This window comes from Kocuria sp. WN036 (assembly GCF_002287015.1).
Classification (GTDB): domain Bacteria; phylum Actinomycetota; class Actinomycetes; order Actinomycetales; family Micrococcaceae; genus Kocuria; species Kocuria rosea.
Window position 1 is genome coordinate 1 of record NZ_NSKF01000020.1, and the last position, 18800, is coordinate 18800.

The following is an 18800-nucleotide window of genomic DNA, read 5'->3' on the forward strand; positions in this document are numbered from 1 at the left end:
TGGACCGCCACGGCCGCCGCGCCACCGACCTGCGCCTGTCGGTGATCGACAAGTGCAACCTGCGCTGCACCTACTGCATGCCCGCCGGCGGCCTGCCCTGGCTGCCCGCCGCCCAGCTGATGACCCCCGCCGAGATCACCCGCATCGTGCGCGTGGGCGTCGAGCAGCTCGGGGTCACCGAGCTGCGCCTGACCGGCGGGGAGCCCCTGGTGCGGGCCGACCTCGAGGAGATCGTGGCCGGGGTGCGGACCGCCCACCCCGAGCTGCCGGTCTCGCTGACCACCAACGGCATCGGTCTGGCCGCCCGCGCCCAGGGCCTGGCCGAGGCCGGGCTGACCCGGATCAACATCTCCCTGGACTCCCTGGACGCGGCGACCTTCCGCACCCTGGCCCGCCGGGACCGCCTCGCCGACGTGCTGGCCGGGGCCGAGGCGGCGGCCGCCGCCGGGCTGACCCCGGTGAAGATCAACGCGGTGCTGATGCGCGGGGTCAACGACCACGAGGCCCCCGACCTGCTCGCCTGGGCGCTCGAGCGCGGCTTCGCGCTGCGGTTCATCGAGCAGATGCCCCTGGACGCCGACCACGGCTGGACCCGGGCGGACATGGTCACCGCCGCCGAGATCCGCCACCGGCTCGCCGGCCGGTTCCGGCTGGCCCCGCACCCGGGGCCGCGCGAGGGCGCCCCGGCCGAGCTGTGGGACGTCCACCCCCGCACGGCCAGCGCCGCCCCCGTGGACTCCGGCGCGACCTCGGACGCGACGTCCGCGGCGCCCCCCGCCGCGTCCTCCGCTCTGCGCCCCGGCGCCCAGGACCCGCCGCTGGGCACGGTGGGCGTCATCGCCTCCGTGACGGAGCCATTCTGCGCCGACTGCAAGCGGACCCGGATCACCGCCGAGGGCAGGATCCGCTCCTGCCTGTTCTCCCACGAGGAGGTCGAGCTGCTGCCGCTGCTGCGGGCTGGTGCCACCGACGCCCAGCTGGCCGAGCGCTGGCGGGCGGCGATGTGGGCGAAACCGGCCGCCCACGGCATGGACCACGTAGGCCTGGACTCCCCCGACTACGTCCAGCCGGAGCGCTCGATGAGCGCGATCGGAGGCTGAGCAGGGATGCTGATCCGCTACTTCGCCGCCGCCCGCGCTGCGGCCGGCACCGACGCCGAGACCCTGGAGGTCCCCGACGACCGGCCCTGCACGCGCCGGGACGTGGAGAACCTGCTGGCCCGGGCCCACCCCGAGCCGCCACCGGGACAGCCTCCGCTGGCGCAGGTGCTGGCCCGGTCCAGCTTCCTGCTCGACGGCGTGGCCTGCCCCGATCCCGACACCCCGGTCCCGTCCGGGGCGGTGCTCGACGTCCTGCCGCCCTTCTCCGGCGGATGAGCGCGTGAGCGCCCCGGGACCGGCCCCGGTCTTCCACGCCGTGGTCCTGGCGGGCGGCCGCTCCGCCCGCCTGGGCGGCCGGCCCAAGGCCGGTCTGCGGCGAGCCGGGCGCACCCTGCTGGAGCTCACGCTGGACGCGGTCCGGGAGGCGGCGGGCGTCGTCGTCGTCGGCCCGGCGGACCCGGCCGTCCCCGCGCACGTGCTGCGCACCCGGGAGGACCCGCCGTTCTCCGGCCCGGCCGCGGGCATCGCCGCCGGGCTGCGCGCTCTCGACGCCCTGCCCGCCGCGCAGTGGACCCTGACCCTGGCGTGCGACATGCCCGGGGTGTCACGGGCCGTGCCCCTCCTGCTGGAGGCGGCCCGGACCGGTGACGGCGCCGCCGGCTACGTGTCGGTCCCGCCCGACGGCCACCGCCAGCCCCTCGCCGCCCTCTACCGCAGCGACGTGCTGCGCCGGGCCTTCGCGGGGCAGGACGCCGCGGACCGGTCCGTGTTCTCGTTCGTGCGCGAGCTCCCGCTCCGGGACGTCACCGTGCCCGAGGACGCCACCGCGGACGTCGATACGTGGGACGATGTGCACAGGCACCACCTGACCTGACCACGAGCGGGCGGCCCCACCGCCCGGGAGGAGCGGCGCATGCCCAAGGACCTGAGCCCGTCCGAGCACGAGATCCTGGAGCGGTGGGTCGAGGCCGTGCGGGCGGCCCTGGACGTGCCCGACGCCGGCCTCCCCCTGGACGCCGTGCTGGGACTCACCGGCAGGATCGCCCACGGCACCGTGCGCCCCGCCGTCCCGCCCACCGCCTACCTGCTCGGCTACCACGTGGGCCGCGCCGCGGCCGCGGGCGAGGACGAGCGCCGCGTCCTGGACCGCGCGCTGCAGACCGTCGACGGTCTCGTCCCCGCCGCCCGCCGAACCCCCGAGGAGAACTGATGTCCGGACTGCCCCTGCCCCACGACACCAACAGCCCCTACACGCACGCGCTGCCCGTCATCGAGGACGACAGCGGCACACCCGAGAGCGCCCCCGAGGAGGTCGAGACCGTCCACGACGCCGACTGGCACCGGGCCCGGCAGTTCTCCTACGACATCGCCACCGCGCTGCCCAGCCACTGGCTGCCCCTGCAGGAGGCGCTCGGCGAGGTCCTCGCCGAGGACGTCACCGCCCCGATCCCGGTCCCGCACTACGCCTCCTCCGCCATGGACGGCTACGCCGTGGCCGGCCCCCAGCCGTGGACGGTGGTCTTCCCCGAGCCCGTGGAGACCGACCCGCGCAAGATGCTGACCATCCCGCCGCGGGAGCTCTACCGCCCGGTGCTCAATCTCGAGCCGGGCGAGGCCACCCGCATCGTCACCGGCGGACTCGTCCCCGCCGGGGCCCGGGCCGTGCTGCGGGACGAGTACGCGCAGCTGTCCGAGGAGGGCACCGTGCTCACGATCGCGGCCCACGCCCCCTCGGCCGAGGACATCCCCTACGGGCAGAACATCCGCCGCACCGGCGAGGAGGTCGCGGCCGGGGACGTCATCCTGCACGCCGACTGCCTGCTCAACCCGGCGCACATCGCCTTCGCCGCCGTCAGCGGCCACGACATGCTCCCGGTCCGCCGCCGTCCGCGCGTGACGATCCTGCTCACCGGCAGCGAGGTGGTCGAGGACGGGATCCCCGAGCCGGGCCAGGTCCGGGACGCCTTCGGCCCCCAGCTGCCCACGTTCGTGGAGATGCTGGGCGGGTCCGTGGACCAGCTCCGGCGCGTCGAGGACACCGCGAAGGCGATGCTCTCCGCCCTGACCGAGGCGCCCTCCGGCATGGCGTCGGTGCTCGACGCCCGCACCGAGGTGGTCATCACCACCGGCGGGACCGGGCACTCCGACGCCGACCACGTCCGCTCGGCGCTCCAGGAGCTCGGGGCGGTCTTCCTGCTCGACGGCCTCGCCCAGCGCCCGGGCCACCCCACGTTCCTGGCACGGCTGCCCGAGGACGGCCCCTTCGTGGTGGGCCTGCCCGGCAATCCGCTGGCGGCGATGACCAGCATCTTCACGGTGGCCCAGCCGCTGCTCGCCAAGCTGCACAGCGACCGGCCCCCGGCCACGCGCACCCTGCCCGCGGCCGAGGACCTGCCGGGCCAGAAGGTCACCGCCCTGGTGCCCGCCTACCTCCGGGACGGGACGGTCGCCCCCCGGGACCGGGTCGGCGCGAACATGCTCCGCGGGCTCGCCCACGCGGACGTCATCGCCGTGGTCCCGCCGGGCGGCGTGACCGCCGGGCAGGACGTCGAGGTGGTCCCCCTGCCCTGGCGCTGACGCGCCGCGACACGCCGAGGGCCCGGACACCGGTGGTGTCCGGGCTCTCGGCGTCCCCGGCTTCGCGGGCTCAGTCGGTCGTGAAGAGGACCAGCGCGCCCAGCACGAAGACCGTGGAGGCGGCGAGCGCGCACGCGAACTCCACGACGATCCCCAGGCCCGCCGCCTTGAGACCCGCCCAGCTGGAGTCCAGCGCCGCCCGGAGGTCCCGCTGGCGGGCGGTCTCGCTCAGCAGCAGGCCCACGAAGAACCCCACGAAGATCCCGACCACCGGGATCACGAACAGGCCCACCACGGCGCCGGCCGCGGCGTAGAGGAGGGAGCGGTTGGGGATCTGCCGGCGCTTGAGCCGGGTGCCGGTGAGCACGGCGCTCGCGGCCATCCCGGCGATCGCCAGCGCGGAGCCGATCCCCAGCACGGTCCAGCCCTCGACCGCCTGGACCGTGAGGGCCCAGACGAGGAGGCCGACCACGATCAGGATCGAGCCCGGCAGCACCGGCACGATGATGCCGAGGCACCCGACGACGAGCAGGGCGGCGGTGATGAGGGTCGCGATGATCTCGGTAGTCACGCCCTCATCGTAGGCGGCACACCCGGCGACAGCCGCACCGTATACTAGTATCTGATCCGCAAATTAAATGGGCAGGTGAGCTCCGTGCACGCATCCGCACGCCCCCGGGGACGGACGTCCTGGCACCGCCGGGCCGGCAGACCGGTCCGTCTGTGGATGGCGGCCCTGCTCCTCGTCGTGCTCTTCCACCGCTGGCTCCCGGAGACGCGGTGGCTGCTGGTGCACCTCGTCACCCTGGGGCTCGTGACCAACTCGGTCCTGGTGTGGTCACAGCACTTCACCGACTCCCTGCTGAAGAACCGGGTGCCCGACGACGCCCGGGGTCGGCAGCTGGCCCGGATCGGGCTGCTCAACGCCGGCACCGTGCTGCTCGTCGTGGGAATCCTCACCGGCTGGTACGTGCTGGTGCTCTTCGCCTCGACCGCCGTGGGCGCCGCGGTGGCCTGGCACGGGGCGGCCCTGCTCCGGCAGCTGCGCACGGCGCTGCCGTCCCGGTTCGCCGTGACCGTGCGCTACTACGTGGTCGCGGCCTTCCTGCTGCCGGTGGGCGCGGTCCTCGGCGCGCTCCTGGCCACCGGCCCCGCCGGCGCCTGGCACGCGCGCCTGCTCCTCGCCCACGAGGTCACCAACGTCCTGGGCTTCGTGGGCCTGACCGTCGCCGGGACCGCGCTCACCCTGTGGCCCACGATCCTGCGCACGCGCATGCCGGAGCTCTCCACCCGGGTCAGCACCGCGGCGCTGCCCGTGCTGACCGGGGGGCTGGTGCTCACCGGGACGGCGGCACTGGCCGGGTCCCCCGTGCTCGCCGCGGCGGGCCTGGCGGTCTACGCGGCGGGGCTGGGCGCCGTGGTCGCGGTCATGGCCCGGACCGCGGTGCGGGCCCGTCCCTCCGACTACGCGGGCTGGTCCGTGGCCGCCGGCGTCCTGTGGTGGACGGTCACCGTGGTGGCCGCCGTCCTCGTGGTGGCCCTGCACGGCTTCGACGCGGCGGCGCTGGGACAGCTGACCGTCCCGTTCGTGGCCGGCTTCCTGGTACAGGTGCTGCTGGGGGCCATGACCTACCTCCTGCCGGTGACCATGGGGGGAGGGCCGGCGACCGTGCGGGCGGCCCACCGGGCCATCAACCGCGCCGGGACGTTCCGCGTGGTGGTCGTCAACCTGTGCGTGCTGCTCTTCGCGCTCCCACCGGGCGCGGTGCCCTCCTGGGTCCGGGCCGTGGTCTCCGTCCTGGGCGCGGCGGCGCTCTTCGCGTTCGTCCCGCTCATGGTCTCCGCCGCCCGGACCTCGCTGGCGGGGCGCCGGGCGGCCATGGCCCGCCGGGCCGGGGAGCCGGTGCCCATGCCGGAGGCCGTCGCCCCCGCCGCGCCTCCGCGGCCGGCCCGCGAGGCGCTGGCGGGGGTGCTCGTGGTGGCCCTGGGCGTCGCGGCGGGCATCGCCGTGAACCCCGCCGCGGCGGGGTTCGACCTGCGCGGCGGCGGCTCCGGGGCCCCGGCCACGGGCGGGACGACCACCGTGCAGGTCAGTGCCCGGGAGGGGATGCGCTTCGAGCCCTCCGTCGTGGAGGTCCCGCTCGGCGACGAGCTCGTGATCGAGCTCACGAACGACGACCCGACCAACGTGCACGACCTCATCCTGGCCTCCGGCACGAGCTCCGGGCGCGTCGGCCCCGGACAGACGGTGACCGTGGAGGCGGGTGTGGTCGACGGACCCCTGGAGGCGTGGTGCTCGATCGTCGGGCACCGCAGCATGGGGATGACCCTCGACGTCGTCGCCGTCGGCGCGGACGGCGCTCCCCTCGACGCGCCCTCCGCGGCCGGCCAGCGGCGCGGGGCGCCCGGCGTGGTCCCCGCCGGCACCGATCCGGCCGACGGCGCGGACCTCGGGGCCGCCCCGGGAGAGGGCGTCGAGGTCCGCTCCCCCGTGCTCGAGCCCGTCGGCGCGGGCGTCCAGGAGGACGGCCGGCGGGTGCACCGGGTGGACCTCGACGTCTCGGAGGGCGAGCACGAGATCGCCCCCGGCGTCCGCATGCGGGCGTGGACGTACAACGGCCGCTACATGGGGCCCACGCTGCACGGGGAGGTCGGCGACGTCTTCGAGATCACGCTGACCAACGGCGCAACGATGGGCCACTCGGTGGACTTCCACGCGGGCACGGTGGCGCCCGACGAGAACATGCGCACCCTCGCCCCGGGGGACTCCCTCGTCTACCGCTTCGAGGCGGTACGCTCCGGCATCTGGCTCTACCACTGCTCCACCGCGCCGATGAGCACGCATGTGGCGGCCGGCATGTTCGGCGCCGTGGTGATCGACCCGCCGGGGCTCCCGGAGGTGGACCGCGACTACCTCCTCGTGCAGAACGAGACGTACCTGGGCCCGCCCGGGGAGGACGCCGGCGACGGGACGGGGGTGGACGCCGCCGTGGACCCGGCCAGGATCCCGGGCGGGGTCCCCAGCTTCACGGTCTTCAACGGCCACGCCACCCAGTACCTGCACGAGCCGCTGACCGCCCGCGCCGGGGAGCGGGTGCGGATCCGGGTCCTCGCGGCCGGGCCGTCCACGGGGCTGAGCTTCCACGTGGTCGGCGCTCAGTTCGACACCGTGCACAAGGAGGGCGCCTACCTCCTGGAGCGCGGCGGCGCGGGATCCGGCGGGGCCCAGGCCCTCGACCTCGCCCCTGCCCAGGGCGGCTTCGTGGAGCTGGAGTTCTCCGAGCCCGGCACCTATCCCTTCGTGAACCACTCCCTCGTGGAGGCCGAGCGCGGAGCCCGCGGCCTGATCGAGGTCACCGGCTGACCCTCCCGTCCACCGGGCGGGCGTGGAGGCTGTCCCCCCAAGAGGCCGCAGACCGGGGCGGGCGGGCCGCCCTAGCCTGGAACAAATGGCCACCACCGTCCTGGACCCCGCGCGCCCCGGCACCGAGGAACTCGCCCCGCGCGGTTCCCGGTGGTTCCTGCTGGCCTCCGTGGTGCTGCTCCTGATCGGCACCGGCGGGCTCTTCCACGCCAACGCCCCCGGGTGCTGCGGGGCGTCCCTCGGCGAGGAGCCGATCCGCACCGCGCCCGTCCCGGAGCCGTGGGGCGATGACGTCCTGGCCGCCGCCGAGCTCTCGGGGCTCCCGCCCGAGATCGTCGCCGCCCAGCTGGACGTCGAGAGCCGCTGGGACCCCCGGGCCGTCAGCCCCGCCGGGGCGCAGGGCCTCGCCCAGTTCATGCCGGACACGTGGAAGCGCTACGGCCGGGGCGACCCGTTCGACCCGCGGGCCGCCATCCGGGCCCAGGGCCTCTACCTCAAGGACCTGCGGCGCATGGTGCGGGGACTGGCGCCCGCCTCGGCCCGGGAGGAGATCGACCTCGTGCTGGCCGCCTACAACGCCGGGCCCACGGCGGTCCTGCGGCACGGCGGGATCCCCCCGTTCGCGGAGACCCGCGGCTACGTGGCGCAGATCCGCGAGCTCGCGGCCACGACGTACGCCGGGGTCGGCGCCTGAGCGCTCGTCAGCCGGCGGGCCGCCGGCTCCTCGCGAGGCCCCGCAGCGCCCTGCGGGCGGCGTGGTACCCGGCCATGCCGTGCACCCCGCCGCCCGGGGGCGTCGACGACGAGCACAGCCAGACCCCCGGCACGCCGGTGGCGTAGGGGTCGGCCTGCACGGCCGGCCGGAACAGCTGCTGCAGCCCGTCCAGGGAGCCGCCGCCGATGTCCCCGCCCACGAGGTTCGCGTTCCACGCCTCCAGCCCGGCCGGGGAGGTGTCCACGCGCTCGCGGATCCGGTCGCGCACCCCGGGGGCGAAGCGCTCGAGCTGCCGGAGCACCCGCTCCCCCGCCCGGGGGTCGTCGCACCCGTGGGGGACGTGGGCGTAGGCCCACAGCACCTGCCGACCCGCGGGGGCCCGGGACGGGTCGGCGGCCCCCTGCTGGGCCACGAGCACGAACGGGCGCTCCGGCAGCCGGCCCGCCCGCGCCTGCTGCTCCGCGGCGCCGATCTCGGCGAGCGTCCCGCCCACGTGCACGGTCCCGGCCTCCGCCACGCGCGGGTCCCGCCACGGCACGGGGCCGTCCAGCAGCAGGTCCACCTTGTAGGAGGCCGTGCCGTAGCGCCACCGGGCGAGCGCCCGCCGGTACCGGTCCGGCAGCTCGAGCCCGCGCAGGCCCAGCACCTGCCGGGGCGTGAGGTCCAGCAGGACGACGTCGGCCGGCCGCACCTGGGCGAGGTCCGTCACCGGGGAGTGGACGAGCACCCGCCCGCCGTGCTCCTCGAGATCGGCCACCAGGGCGTCGACGACGGCCTGGGTGCCGCCGCGGGCCACCGGCCACCCCGTGGCGTGGGCGGCGGCGCCGAACAGCGTCCCGAAGGCGGAGGTCAGCGCGTGCCGCGGGGGCAGCACCGCATGGGCGGCGGACCCGGCGAAGAGCCCCCGGGCCTGCTCGGTGCGGAACAGCGCCCGCGCCGTGGCCGCGGCGGGCCACGGCGCGCGCAGACCGAATGACGCCAGTGCCCGCGGGTGCTCGGGCACGCGCACGAGCGGGCCCAGCACCGACTCGACCGTCTCCTCCCAGCGCTCCACCACGCCGCGGTGCAGCAGGGACCACGCCCGGCCGTCCGCGCCCAGCCCCGCCGCCGTGCGCTCGAGCGAGCGGTGCAGCAGGCCCGGCGGGCCGTCGTCGAGCGGGTGCGCGGCCACGACCGGCGGGTGCAGCCACTCCAGGCCGTGCCGGTGCAGGCCCAGCTGCGCGAACAGCGGGCTGGCCACGCCGAAGGGGTGGACGGCGGAGCCGAGGTCCACCACCGTGCCGGGGCCGAGCACGGCCGCCGAGCGGGCCGCGCCGCCGGCCGAGCCCGCCGCCTCGTGGACCGTGACGTCGAGGCCCGCGCGGGCCAGCACCACGGCCGCGGCGAGCCCGTTGGGCCCCGAGCCGACGACCGCGGCCGTCCCCTGCACGGGCCGTCCTAGCCGACCAGGGCGCTGCGCATGGTCCGCAGCGCCACGGACAGGGACGCGAGCTCCGCGGAGGCCTCGCCCGTGTCCTCGGCCTCGATCTCCCCCAGCACCTCGCGCAGCCGGCCCAGGCGGGACTCGTTGCTGGACTCCCAGGACTCCACCTTCTCCCGCGCGTCCCGGCCGGGGGCCTCGAGCGCCTGGTCGGCGAGGGCCACCAGGGTCGCGTACACGTCCTCCCGCATGGACATCCGCGCGAGGTTCTCCCAGCGGGTGGTCTGCGGCAGGCCGGTGATGCGGTTGAGCAGGCTCTCGATGCGGTAGCGGTCGTAGAGCCGGAAGTAGACCTTGGCGATGGTCTTGATCTGCTCCTCGTCGAGGCCGCCGTCCTCGGCGATCGCCTCGCCGGAGGCGTGGGCGAGACGGGCGACGTCGAGCAGCGCGAACGCGTCCAGCAGCTGAGACCACTCCGTGGCCAGCGCCCCGGGGACGCCCTGCCGCGCGGCGGCCTCCGCCCGCGAGTCGACCCGCTGCCGGGAGTCCTCCCCGAGCAGCCGGTCCTCGAGGAACCGGATGTCCACGGTGGGCTTGTAGCGGTCGATGACCTCGGCCACCGGGTTGGCCGTCTCCTCCCGGTTGATGAGCCAGCGCACCACGCGGTCCAGCAGGCGCCGCATGTCCAGGAACATCCGGTCCCACACCTCGGTGGGCACCTCCGCGGGCAGCTCCCGGTGCTGGTGGGCGTAGCGGTCGATCTCGTAGATCTGCACGGCCGCCACGAAGGCCCGGGCCACCTCCACGGGCCCGCACCCGGTCTCCTCCATCACGCGGTAGACGAACGGGATGCCGCCGTAGTTGACCATCTGGTTGGCCACCATCGTGCAGATGATCTCGGCGCGCAGGGGGTGGGTGCCGACGAGCTCGCCGAAGCGCTGGGTGATCTGCTCCGGGAAGTAGGCCTCCAGGACCTCCCCGAACCACGGGTCCTCGGCGAGACCGCCCTCGACCAGCGCCTCCGAGAGCTGGATCTTGGCGTAGGCCGCCAGCACGGACAGCTCCGGGGACGTGAGCCCGTGGCCGGTGCGGACCCGCTCGCGCAGCTGCTCGTCGGAGGGCAGGAACTCGATGCCCCGGTCGAGGTCGGCCTCGTCCTCGAGCCAGTGCAGGAACCGGATGTAGGCCTCGTTGAGGGCCCGCACGCGCGAGCGCTCCGTGGTGAGCAGCACGTTCTGCGCCACGTTCGTCTCGAGCACCAGTCCGGCGACCTCGTCGGTCATGGCCTCGATGAAGCCGGCGCGCTCCGCCGCGGAGAGCTCGCCCGCCACGACCATGCGGTCCACGAGGATCTTGATGTTGACCTCGCGGTCGGAGGACTCCACGCCGCCGGAGTTGTCGATCGCATCCGTGTTGATCAGCACCCCGTTCAGCGCGGCCTCCACGCGGCCGAGCTGGGTGCAGCCCAGGTTGCCGCCCTCGCCGACGACCTTGGCCCGGAGGTCCCCGCCGTCGACGCGGATCGGGTCGTTGGCCTTGTCCCCCACGTCCGTGGAGGTCTCCTGCGCCGACTTCACGTACGTGCCGATCCCGCCGTTGTACAGGAGGTCGGCGGGCGCCGTCAGGATCGCCCGCATCAGCTCGATCGGGGAGAGCTCCTCGACGCCGTCGTCGAGGTCGAGGGCCTCGCGGACCTGCGGGGAGATCGGCACGGACTTCGCGGTGCGCGAGTACACGCCGCCGCCGGCCGAGATCTTCTCCGGGTCGTAGTCCTGCCACGAGGAGCGCGGGCGGCCGAACAGCCGCTCGCGCTCGGCGTAGGAGACGGCCGGGTCCGGGTCGGGGTCGAGGAAGATGTCGCGGTGGTCGAACGCGGCCAGCAGCCGGATGTGCTCGGACAGCAGCATGCCGTTGCCGAACACGTCGCCGGACATGTCCCCCACGCCCACCACGGTGAAGTCCTCCGCCTGGGTGTCGACGCCCAGCGCGAAGAAGTGCCGCTTCACCGACTCCCACGCCCCCCGGGCCGTGATGCCCATGGCCTTGTGGTCGTAGCCCACCGAGCCGCCCGAGGCGAAGGCGTCCCCGAGCCAGAACCCGTACTCCGCGGAGATCGCGTTGGCGGTGTCCGAGAAGGACGCCGTCCCCTTGTCCGCGGCCACCACCAGGTAGGAGTCCTGGCCGTCGCGGCGCACCACGTTCTCGGGGTGCACGACGACGTCCTGGCCGGACGCGTCGCGGACGAGGTTGTCGGTGATGTCCAGCAGGGAGGCGATGAACAGCTTGTACGCCTCCCGGCCCTCCGCCACCCAGGCGTCCCGGTCCGCGGCCGGCTCGGGCAGCTGCTTGGGGTAGAACCCGCCCTTCGCCCCGTTGGGGACGATCACCGAGTTCTTCACCATCTGCGCCTTCACCAGGCCCAGGACCTCGGTGCGGAAGTCCTCCCGGCGGTCCGACCAGCGCAGGCCGCCGCGGGCCACGGGCCCGAAGCGCAGGTGCGTGCCCTCGACCCGCGGGGACCACACCCAGACCTCGAACATGGGGTGCGGCAGCGGGGCCGTGCTGATCCGCCGCGGGTCCAGCTTGAACGCCATGGTGGGGCGGTGCCGGTACACGTTGGTGCGCAGCGTGGCGGCCATGCACTCGGCCAGCGCCCGCAGCAGCTTGTCGGCGTCCAGGGTGGGGACCTCGTCCAGGGCCTCGGTGAGCCGCCCCTGCGCGGCGTCGCGCTGGGAGCCGCGCACGGCGTCGTCGAGCGCCGGGTTGAAGCTCGCGTCGAAGAACTCGACCAGCGCCCGGGTGACCCGCGGGAAGCCCAGGAGCGTGTCCGCGATGTAGTCGAAGGAGTTGGGGTGCCCCAGCTGCAGGAGGTACCGGACGTAGGAGCGCAGCACGGCCACGGTCCGCCACGTCATGCGCTCCGTCAGGACCAGCCGGTTCAGGGAGTCGGACTCGGAGCGCCCGGACAGCACCGCGCACAGGGTGTCCTCGATGAGGTCCTCGGTCTTGGCGTCCTCCGGGCCGGTCGCGTCCACGCCCTCCGGCAGCCGCACCCCGAAGTCGTAGAGCTGGAAGTGGCGGCCGTCGGCGGGGGTGACCTCGTACGGCTTCTGGTCCAGGACCGTCAGGCCGAGGTTCTGCAGCATCGGCAGCAGCTCGGTCAGGGACAGGGAGCGGGTGAGGTAGATGTTCAGCCGCACGCCCCCGGGGTCGTCGACGACGCGCACCTCCGCGGGCAGGTCCGGGTCCCGTCCCCACAGCTCCTCGCAGCGCTGGAGGTCCTCGACCGCCTCCTCGATCTCGTAGTCCGCCCGGTAGGCGTCCGGGAACGCCTCCGCCCAGTTCTCGGCGTGCGTCCGCGCGAGCTCCTCCGAGAAGTCCCGGTGGATCGCGCGCGCCAGCGCCTCGGACCAGGACCGCACCGCGGCCCGCAGCCGCGCCTCCAGGCCCGAGCGGTCGAAGGACTGCACCTGACCGGTGTAGGGCAGCCGGATGCGGAAGAACAGGCGGGCGAGCGTCGAGGAGGTGAGCCGGGCGTCGAAGTCGATGGACTCGGCGTCGAAGGTGCGCTTCAGCTCGGCCTCGATCCGCCCGCGCACCGACGTGTTGTACCGGTCGCGGGGCAGGAAGACGACCGCGGACATGAACCGCCCGAAGTGGTCCTGGCGCAGGAACAGCCGGGTCTGCCGCCGCTCGTCCAGGCCCATGACGCCGCGCATGATGTCGTAGAGCTCGTCCGCGGTCATGTGGAACAGCTCGTCGCGCGGGTAGTCCTCGATGTTGCCCATCAGGTCCCGGGCCGAGTGCGAGTCCTCGAGGAAGCCGAACCGCTCGGCGACCTCGGCCATCTTGTCCTTGATCAGCGGCGTCTCGCGGGCCGGGGTGTTGTAGGCGCGGCGGGTGAACAGCCCCAGCACGAGGTACTCGCCCACGATCCGGCCCTCGTCGTCGTACTTCGCGACGCCGATGTAGTCGAGGTACTCCCTGCGGTGGATCGAGGAGCGGCGGTTGGCCTTCGTGATGAACAGCGTGCCGGCCTCGCGCGCGTGCTCCCGGCCCAGCCCGGTCAGGACCTGCCGGTGCGGCTTGCGGTCGTGCTCCACGAGCAGGCCCAGACCGGTCCCGGGACGGCTGACCAGGGAGAGGCCGTCGCCGGAGTCCTCGAGGTCGTACTCCTTGAAGCCCATGAGGATGAAGTTGCCCCGGACCAGCCAGCGCAGGAACTCCTGGGACGGTCCGACCAGCGGCGGGTGCCCGCCCTCGGGCAGGTCCAGCCGCCGCAGCCGGTCGAGCTCGTCCGCGAGCCGTCCGACGCGCTCCTTGAGCTCCACCTGGTCGTCGTCGACCCGCTGGACGTCCTCGAGCAGGCTCGTGAGCCGGTGCACCAGCTCCTGGGCGGTCTCGTCCGAGATCTGCCGGGAGAGCTCCACGGAGATCCAGGACTCCACCACGTGCGTGGTGCCCCCGTCCGAGCGGAACCCGGCCAGGCTGGGCAGCGCGGTGGTGTCGCCGCTGGAGGTGGCCGAGAAGTCCGGGACCTGCTGGAGCTCGCGCAGCTCGTGCGTCCCGGCGTCCCGGGCGGCGACGAGCACGGGGTGGATGAGCAGACGGGCGCCGCCCCACTTGGCGGCGATCTCCGCGGACACGGTGCTCACGAGGTAGGGGACGTCTTCGGTGACCACGAAGACCACGGAGGTCGAGTCCTCCTGGCGCACGCCCACGGCGATCTCCCGGGGCGCGCGGACCCGGCCCACCTCGTGGTGGTGGTCGGCCCGCTCGCGCAGCTGGTCCTCGGTGCGCGCGAGCAGGTCCTCCTGGGGCACGTGGCGGTAGTACTCGTTGATCCACGCCCGGTCCCCGGACCACTCGGGGGCCCGCGGGATCACCTGCAGCGCCTCGGTCCGGTCCTCGTCGGGGATCGTGTACTGGTCAGAGGCCACAGCCGCATCACGCCTTCGTCGCCGTGGACGGCAGGGGGCACGGTCCGTGCGCCGCCCTCGCCGCCCCAGGGGGTGGACGGCACCTCGTGGGACCGTCCCTGGTGGGTCCCAGCTTATTGAACGAAGCCGGGACTGTCAGGGTGCGGTGGACTCCGACGCGTCATCTCGCAGGCGCGCGGCGCCGAGGGCCTCCGTCCGCACGGGGACCACCTCGCAGTTGCCGACCCGGGGATGGGCCTCCCCGTTGAGCTCGGAGACCGTCAGGCGGATGAGCGAGCCGTGCGCCACCACCAGCACGCGGCGCCCGGGGTGGTCGGCGCGGATCCGGCGCAGCGCCGCCAGACCGCGGCGGACGACCGCCTCCGGCGGCTCCCCGGCGGAGAGCACCTGCTCCCGCGCGGCGCCCTCGAGACCCGCCAGGCGCGAGCCCTCGAGCGGGCCGAAGCTGCGCTCCACGAGCTCGTCGTAGGTCGCCGCGAGCTCGAGGCCCAGGGCCTCGCCGATGATCCGGGCGGTCTCCACGGCCCGGCCGAGCGGCGAGGAGACCAGGACGTCCCAGCCGAGGGCCTCGGCGTGCAGGTGGCGGGCGACGACCCGGGCCTGCTCCCGCCCGGCGTCGTTGAGCGGGACGTCCGTGGCGCCCTGGAGCCTCTCCTCGAGGTTCCAGTCGGTCTGGCCGTGGCGGATGAGCACGATGCGTCCGGGGGTGTTCACGTCCCCCACTCTGGGCGACGGCCCGCCGGGGGGCAAGCGGGACGGCGGGAACCCCGGTCCGCGGGGGCCCGGGCACCGCACCGCACCCGGCCGCCGCCGGCCCTCCGGGCCAGGACACGGACGGCCCGCGGCCCGAGGTCCTGGACGAACCGGGGCAATGCGGGTTGAGTGGCACGCATGACCACCTTCACGTTCAGCTCCCGCGTGCCCCACCCCGTCGAGGACGTCTTCGCCTGGCACGCCCGCCCGGGGGCGCTCACCCGGCTCACGCCCGCGTGGACGGGCTCCGTGGTGGAGGAGTCCTCGCCCCCGCTGCAGGACGGGACGCGGTCCCGGCTGCGGGTGGCCGTGCCGGGCTCCTACGGGCTGGCCTCGGTGCCCTGGACCGCGGAGCACCACGGCTTCGTCCCCGGCCGGGAGTTCCGGGACCGGATGGTGAAGGGCCCGCTCGCCTCGTGGGAGCACCACCACCGGTTCGACGACGACGGGCACGGCGGGACCGTGGTCACGGACACCGTGGAGTACGCGGCGCTGCCGGGCAGCAGGGCGTTCGGGGACCGGCTGATGAGCCCGGCGCTGGGCCGCCAGTTCGAGGCCCGCGCCCGGCGGCTGGCCGCCGACCTCGACCTCCACAGCCGCTATCCCGGCCGGCCGCTGACCGTCGCCGTCACGGGGGCCTCGGGCACCATCGGCGTGCAGCTGGCCGCGCTGCTGAGCACCGGGGGCCACACGGTCCTGCGCTTCGTGCGCCGCGAGGCGCGCACCCCCCTCGAGATCTCGTGGGACCCGGCGGCCGGGGAGCTGGACCCCGCCGCGCTGCGGGGGGTGGACGTCGTGGTGAACCTCGCCGGGCGCAGCATCGGGGGGCGGCTCACGGACGCCGCGAAGGAGCAGATCCACGACTCGCGGGTGCTCGGCACCCGGCTGCTCGTCCGCGCCTTCGTCGCGCTCGGCGACGAGGCCCCCGCCGCGCTGGTCAACGGCTCCGCGATCGGCTACTACGGGGCGGACACGCACGGGGAGAGCGTCACGGAGAAGTCCCCGCCGGGCGACGACTTCCTCGCCGAGGTCTGCACGGCGTGGGAGCGTGCCGCCCAGGAGGCCGAGGCCATCGGCACCCGCGTGGTCACGGTGCGCACCGGGGTGGTGCAGAGCCCCGCCGGCGGCGCCCTCAAGGCCCAGCTGCCCCTGTTCCTCGCGGGGCTGGGCGGGCGGCTCGGCTCCGGGGACCAGTGGCTGAGCTGGATCTCGCTGGACGACACGGTGGGTCTGTTCGCCCACGCGGTGCTCTCCCCCGGCCTGCACGGGCCCGTCAACGCCGTGGCCCCGATGCCGGTGACGGGCCGCGACTACGCCCGGACCCTCGGCAAGGTCCTCGGCCGGCCGGCCCTGCTGCCCACCCCGGGGTTCGGGCCGAAGCTCGTGCTCGGCTCCGAGGGCGCCGAGCTGATGGCGCTCGCGGACCAGCGGGTCTCGGCGGACCGGGCCATCGACCGCGGCTACCGGTTCCGCCACCCCGACCTCGGCTCGGCGCTGCGGGAGGAGCTGGGCCGCTTCTGACCCGCCCCGGCCCGCCCGCCGCCGCCGGGACCACCACCTCGGCCCGGGCACCCCGCGGATCCGCGGGGTGCCCGGGCCGACGTGGCGGGTCAGCGGCAGGACGGTCGTCAGAGGCGGCCGGAGACCGGGAACCGCTCCCAGGCGCGGTGGCTCTTCATGAGCGTGACCACCTGCTCGACCACGGCGGCGGCGTCCTTGCCGGAGACCACGCCGGGCGCGCCCTCGGGCAGGCCGGCCGCGGCGAGCACCTGGCCCTTGGCGCCCCAGGTGCCGATGGCCTTGGCCTGGCGGAACACCTCGCCGAGCAGCAGGTGCACGCGCGGGTCCACGCCGCCGGGGGCGACGGCTCCGGCCTTCGCGTCGAGGCCCTGCCGGGCGTCCGGGGCCGGCGGGACGGCGCCGGCCACCAGCACCGAGTCGAACTCGACGGAGCGCGCCGTGAGGTAGGTCCGGTGGGCCACGACCTTCCCGCCGCGCCCGACCGGCCCGCCGTGCGGGGCGATGACCAGCGGCACCATCCCGGCGTCGTCGATCGCGGAGACCACGGCCAGGAGGTCGTTCTCGTCGGGGTCGGGGCCCACCACGATCCCGACCTGCCGGCCGTCGAGGGGCCACTGCCCGCCGACCTGGGACAGGGCGGGGCTGGGCTTGATCCTCCCGTGCTTGACGGTCGGCTTCGGCGCCGGAAGGCCCAGGCCCTGGGCGACCACGGCGCACAGCTTCTCGTCGATGTTGGCCAGGGCCTGCAGCTGGCGCTCCTTGACCGCCTGCTCCCAGCACTTGCCGAGCTCGAAGGTGTACGCCTGCGCGATGTGCTCCTTCTCGACGTCGCTCATCGACAGCCAGAACAGGCGGGTCTGGGTGTAGTGGTCCTCGAAGGTCACGGGGTTCCCGCGCTCCTTGACCGACTCCGCGACCGGGGCCGGGTGGTCGATGAAGGGGCGGGCCGGCTCGTCGGCGGGGAAGGGGTTGTTCCCGTCCAGCGAGTTCGGGTGGTAGGGCGCCACCCCGCTGTGCACGGCCGTCTGGTGCATCCCGTCCCGGAGCATGTCGTTGACCGGGGCGTGCGGGCGGTTGATCGGCAGCTGGGTCCAGTTGGGCCCGCCCAGCCGGCTGAGCTGGGTGTCCAGGTAGGAGAACAGCCGGCCCTGCAGCAGGGGGTCGTTGGTGACGTCGATGCCGCGGACCAGGTTGTTCGGGTTGAAGGCGACCTGCTCGGTCTCGGCGAAGTAGTTGGACGGGTTGCGGTTGAGCGTCATCAGCCCGACCGGCTCCACGGGCGCGAGCTCCTCCGGGACGATCTTCGTGGGGTCGAGCAGGTCGATGCCCTCGAAGACCTGCTCCTCGTTGTCCTCGAAGACCTGCACCCCGAGCTCCCACTCGGGGTGGGCGCCTGCCTCGATGGCGTCCGCGAGGTCCCGGCGGTGCACGTCCGGGTCCATGCCCATCGCGATCTGCGCCTCCTCCCACAGCACCGAGTGCACGCCGAGCTTCGGCTTCCAGTGGAACTTCACGAGCACGCTGCGGCCGGCGTCGTCGACGAGCCGGAACGTGTGGACGCCGAAGCCCTCCATGGTGCGGTAGGACCGGGGGATGCCGCGGTCCGACATGTTCCAGATCGTGTGGTGCTGCGCCTCGGTGTGCAGGGAGACGAAGTCCCAGAAGGTGTCGTGGGCGGACTGCGCCTGCGGGATCTCCCGGTCGGGATGAGGCTTGCCCGCGTGGATGACGTCCGGGAACTTGATGGCGTCCTGGATGAAGAACACGGGGATGTTGTTGCCCACGAGGTCCCACGTGCCCTCGGAGGTGTAGAACTTCGTGGCGAAGCCGCGGGTGTCCCGGGCGAGGTCGGCGGACCCGCGCGAGCCGAGGACGGTGGAGAAGCGCACGAAGACCGGGGTCTCGACGTCCTTGCCGAACACGGCGGCGGAGGAGATCCTGCTCGCGGTGCCGTAGGAGCGGAACACGCCGTGGGCGCCGGCGCCGCGGGCGTGCACCACGCGCTCCGGGATGCGCTCGTGGTCGAAGTGGCTGATCTTCTCCCGGAAGTGGTGGTCCTGCAGGAGCACGGGACCGCGCCGGCCCGCCTTCAGGGAGTGGTCGGTGTCGGCGCGCCGGGAGCCGTGGGCGGTGGTCAGGTGCTCGCCGCCCTGGGCGTTGAGGGTCGGGTCGATCCCGGTGTCCTGGCCCGTGGGGCTCACCGGCTCCGGCGTGCCCTGGTCCGGCTTGGGCGGCAGCGGCGGGCGGGGCGTGGTGGGCTCCGCGAGCGGGGCGGTCTCGCTGCCGGGGACGCCGGGAGCCATGGGCGCCTGCCCCTCGGTCCTCTGCCTCTTCCTGTTCAGCCTCTTGCGCATGATGGACCTCCCGGTCGTCGAAGTGCGGTCGACACCGGCCGGTCCCGGTCCGGACG

13 protein-coding genes are annotated in these 18800 nt (G+C 74.6%); 8 read left to right on the forward strand and 5 right to left on the reverse strand.

All coding sequences use genetic code 11. From position 1 onward, the window contains the following. From CK505_RS12745 to CK505_RS12765, 5 genes are all read left to right on the forward strand, one after another. On the forward strand, positions 1-1100 hold a 1100-nt coding region (locus tag CK505_RS12745; RefSeq protein WP_141246822.1), incomplete at its 5' end, for a GTP 3',8-cyclase MoaA. Positions 1101-1106: 6 nt separating this feature from the next. Beyond that, positions 1107-1376, forward strand: a complete 270-nt coding sequence (locus CK505_RS12750) for a MoaD/ThiS family protein (RefSeq protein ID WP_017834396.1) — start codon at positions 1107-1109, stop codon at positions 1374-1376. Between the two features lie 4 nt (positions 1377-1380). Next, positions 1381-1974, forward strand: a complete 594-nt coding sequence (locus CK505_RS12755; protein WP_035925839.1) for a molybdenum cofactor guanylyltransferase — start codon at positions 1381-1383, stop codon at positions 1972-1974. A 39-nt stretch (positions 1975-2013) separates the two neighbouring features. Next, complete coding sequence (locus CK505_RS12760; protein WP_051063815.1) at positions 2014-2310, forward strand: DUF6457 domain-containing protein; 297 nt, start codon at positions 2014-2016, stop codon at positions 2308-2310. Further along, entirely contained in the window at positions 2310-3677 is a 1368-nt protein-coding gene (locus tag CK505_RS12765) for a molybdopterin molybdotransferase MoeA (RefSeq protein ID WP_017834393.1), read from the forward strand. Before CK505_RS12760 ends, CK505_RS12765 begins: the two co-directional genes overlap by 1 nt. 70 nt (positions 3678-3747) lie before the next feature. Here the strand turns inward: CK505_RS12765 and CK505_RS12770 are convergent, their stop codons facing one another. Beyond that, on the reverse strand, positions 3748-4248 hold the full coding sequence (locus CK505_RS12770) for a DUF456 domain-containing protein (protein WP_095651299.1): 501 nt from the start codon (positions 4246-4248) through the stop codon (positions 3748-3750). A 156-nt stretch (positions 4249-4404) separates the two neighbouring features. Here CK505_RS12770 and CK505_RS12775 point away from each other — a divergent pair, with 156 nt between their 5' ends. Together CK505_RS12775 and CK505_RS12780 are read left to right on the forward strand one after the other, a co-directional pair. Further along, positions 4405-7041 carry a multicopper oxidase domain-containing protein gene (locus tag CK505_RS12775; protein WP_095651300.1) on the forward strand — a complete coding sequence of 879 codons (2637 nt, stop codon included), beginning with the start codon at positions 4405-4407 and terminating at the stop codon, positions 7039-7041. Between the two features lie 85 nt (positions 7042-7126). Then, entirely contained in the window at positions 7127-7735 is a 609-nt protein-coding gene (locus CK505_RS12780; RefSeq protein ID WP_035925826.1) for a lytic transglycosylase domain-containing protein, read from the forward strand. Between the two features lie 7 nt (positions 7736-7742). Here the strand turns inward: CK505_RS12780 and CK505_RS12785 are convergent, their stop codons facing one another. The 3 genes from CK505_RS12785 to CK505_RS12795 all read right to left on the reverse strand — a co-directional run bounded on the left by CK505_RS12785 (position 7743) and on the right by CK505_RS12795 (position 14830). Beyond that, positions 7743-9185 carry an NAD(P)/FAD-dependent oxidoreductase gene (locus tag CK505_RS12785; protein WP_035925823.1) on the reverse strand — a complete coding sequence of 481 codons (1443 nt, stop codon included), beginning with the start codon at positions 9183-9185 and terminating at the stop codon, positions 7743-7745. Positions 9186-9193: 8 nt separating this feature from the next. Continuing rightward, on the reverse strand, positions 9194-14116 hold the full coding sequence (locus CK505_RS12790; RefSeq protein WP_017834388.1) for an NAD-glutamate dehydrogenase: 4923 nt from the start codon (positions 14114-14116) through the stop codon (positions 9194-9196). Between the two features lie 135 nt (positions 14117-14251). Then, the gene (locus CK505_RS12795; RefSeq protein WP_017834387.1) at positions 14252-14830 is read right to left on the reverse strand and encodes a histidine phosphatase family protein; all 579 of its coding nucleotides are present in this window, start codon (positions 14828-14830) and stop codon (positions 14252-14254) included. A 177-nt stretch (positions 14831-15007) separates the two neighbouring features. Here CK505_RS12795 and CK505_RS12800 point away from each other — a divergent pair, with 177 nt between their 5' ends. Next, complete coding sequence (locus CK505_RS12800; protein ID WP_095651301.1) at positions 15008-16390, forward strand: TIGR01777 family oxidoreductase; 1383 nt, start codon at positions 15008-15010, stop codon at positions 16388-16390. Positions 16391-16497: 107 nt separating this feature from the next. Here CK505_RS12800 and CK505_RS12805 read toward each other — a convergent pair whose 3' ends face one another. Then, the gene (locus tag CK505_RS12805) at positions 16498-18693 is read right to left on the reverse strand and encodes a catalase (RefSeq protein WP_095651302.1); all 2196 of its coding nucleotides are present in this window, start codon (positions 18691-18693) and stop codon (positions 16498-16500) included. Positions 18694-18800: the final 107 nt, after the last annotated feature.

Excerpts from the sequence above, each read along its gene's own strand:
- CK505_RS12805 (WP_095651302.1), bottom strand. The coding sequence starts at position 18,693 with ATGGCTCCCGGCGTCCCCGGCAGCGAGACCGCCCCGCTCGCGGAGCCC.
- CK505_RS12775 (WP_095651300.1), top strand. The coding sequence starts at position 4,405 with ATGGCGGCCCTGCTCCTCGTCGTGCTCTTCCACCGCTGGCTCCCGGAG.
- CK505_RS12750 (WP_017834396.1), top strand. The coding sequence starts at position 1,107 with ATGCTGATCCGCTACTTCGCCGCCGCCCGCGCTGCGGCCGGCACCGAC.
- CK505_RS12780 (WP_035925826.1), top strand. The coding sequence starts at position 7,127 with ATGGCCACCACCGTCCTGGACCCCGCGCGCCCCGGCACCGAGGAACTC.
- CK505_RS12765 (WP_017834393.1), top strand. The coding sequence starts at position 2,310 with ATGTCCGGACTGCCCCTGCCCCACGACACCAACAGCCCCTACACGCAC.
- CK505_RS12760 (WP_051063815.1), top strand. The coding sequence starts at position 2,014 with ATGCCCAAGGACCTGAGCCCGTCCGAGCACGAGATCCTGGAGCGGTGG.
- CK505_RS12800 (WP_095651301.1), top strand. The coding sequence starts at position 15,008 with ATGACCACCTTCACGTTCAGCTCCCGCGTGCCCCACCCCGTCGAGGAC.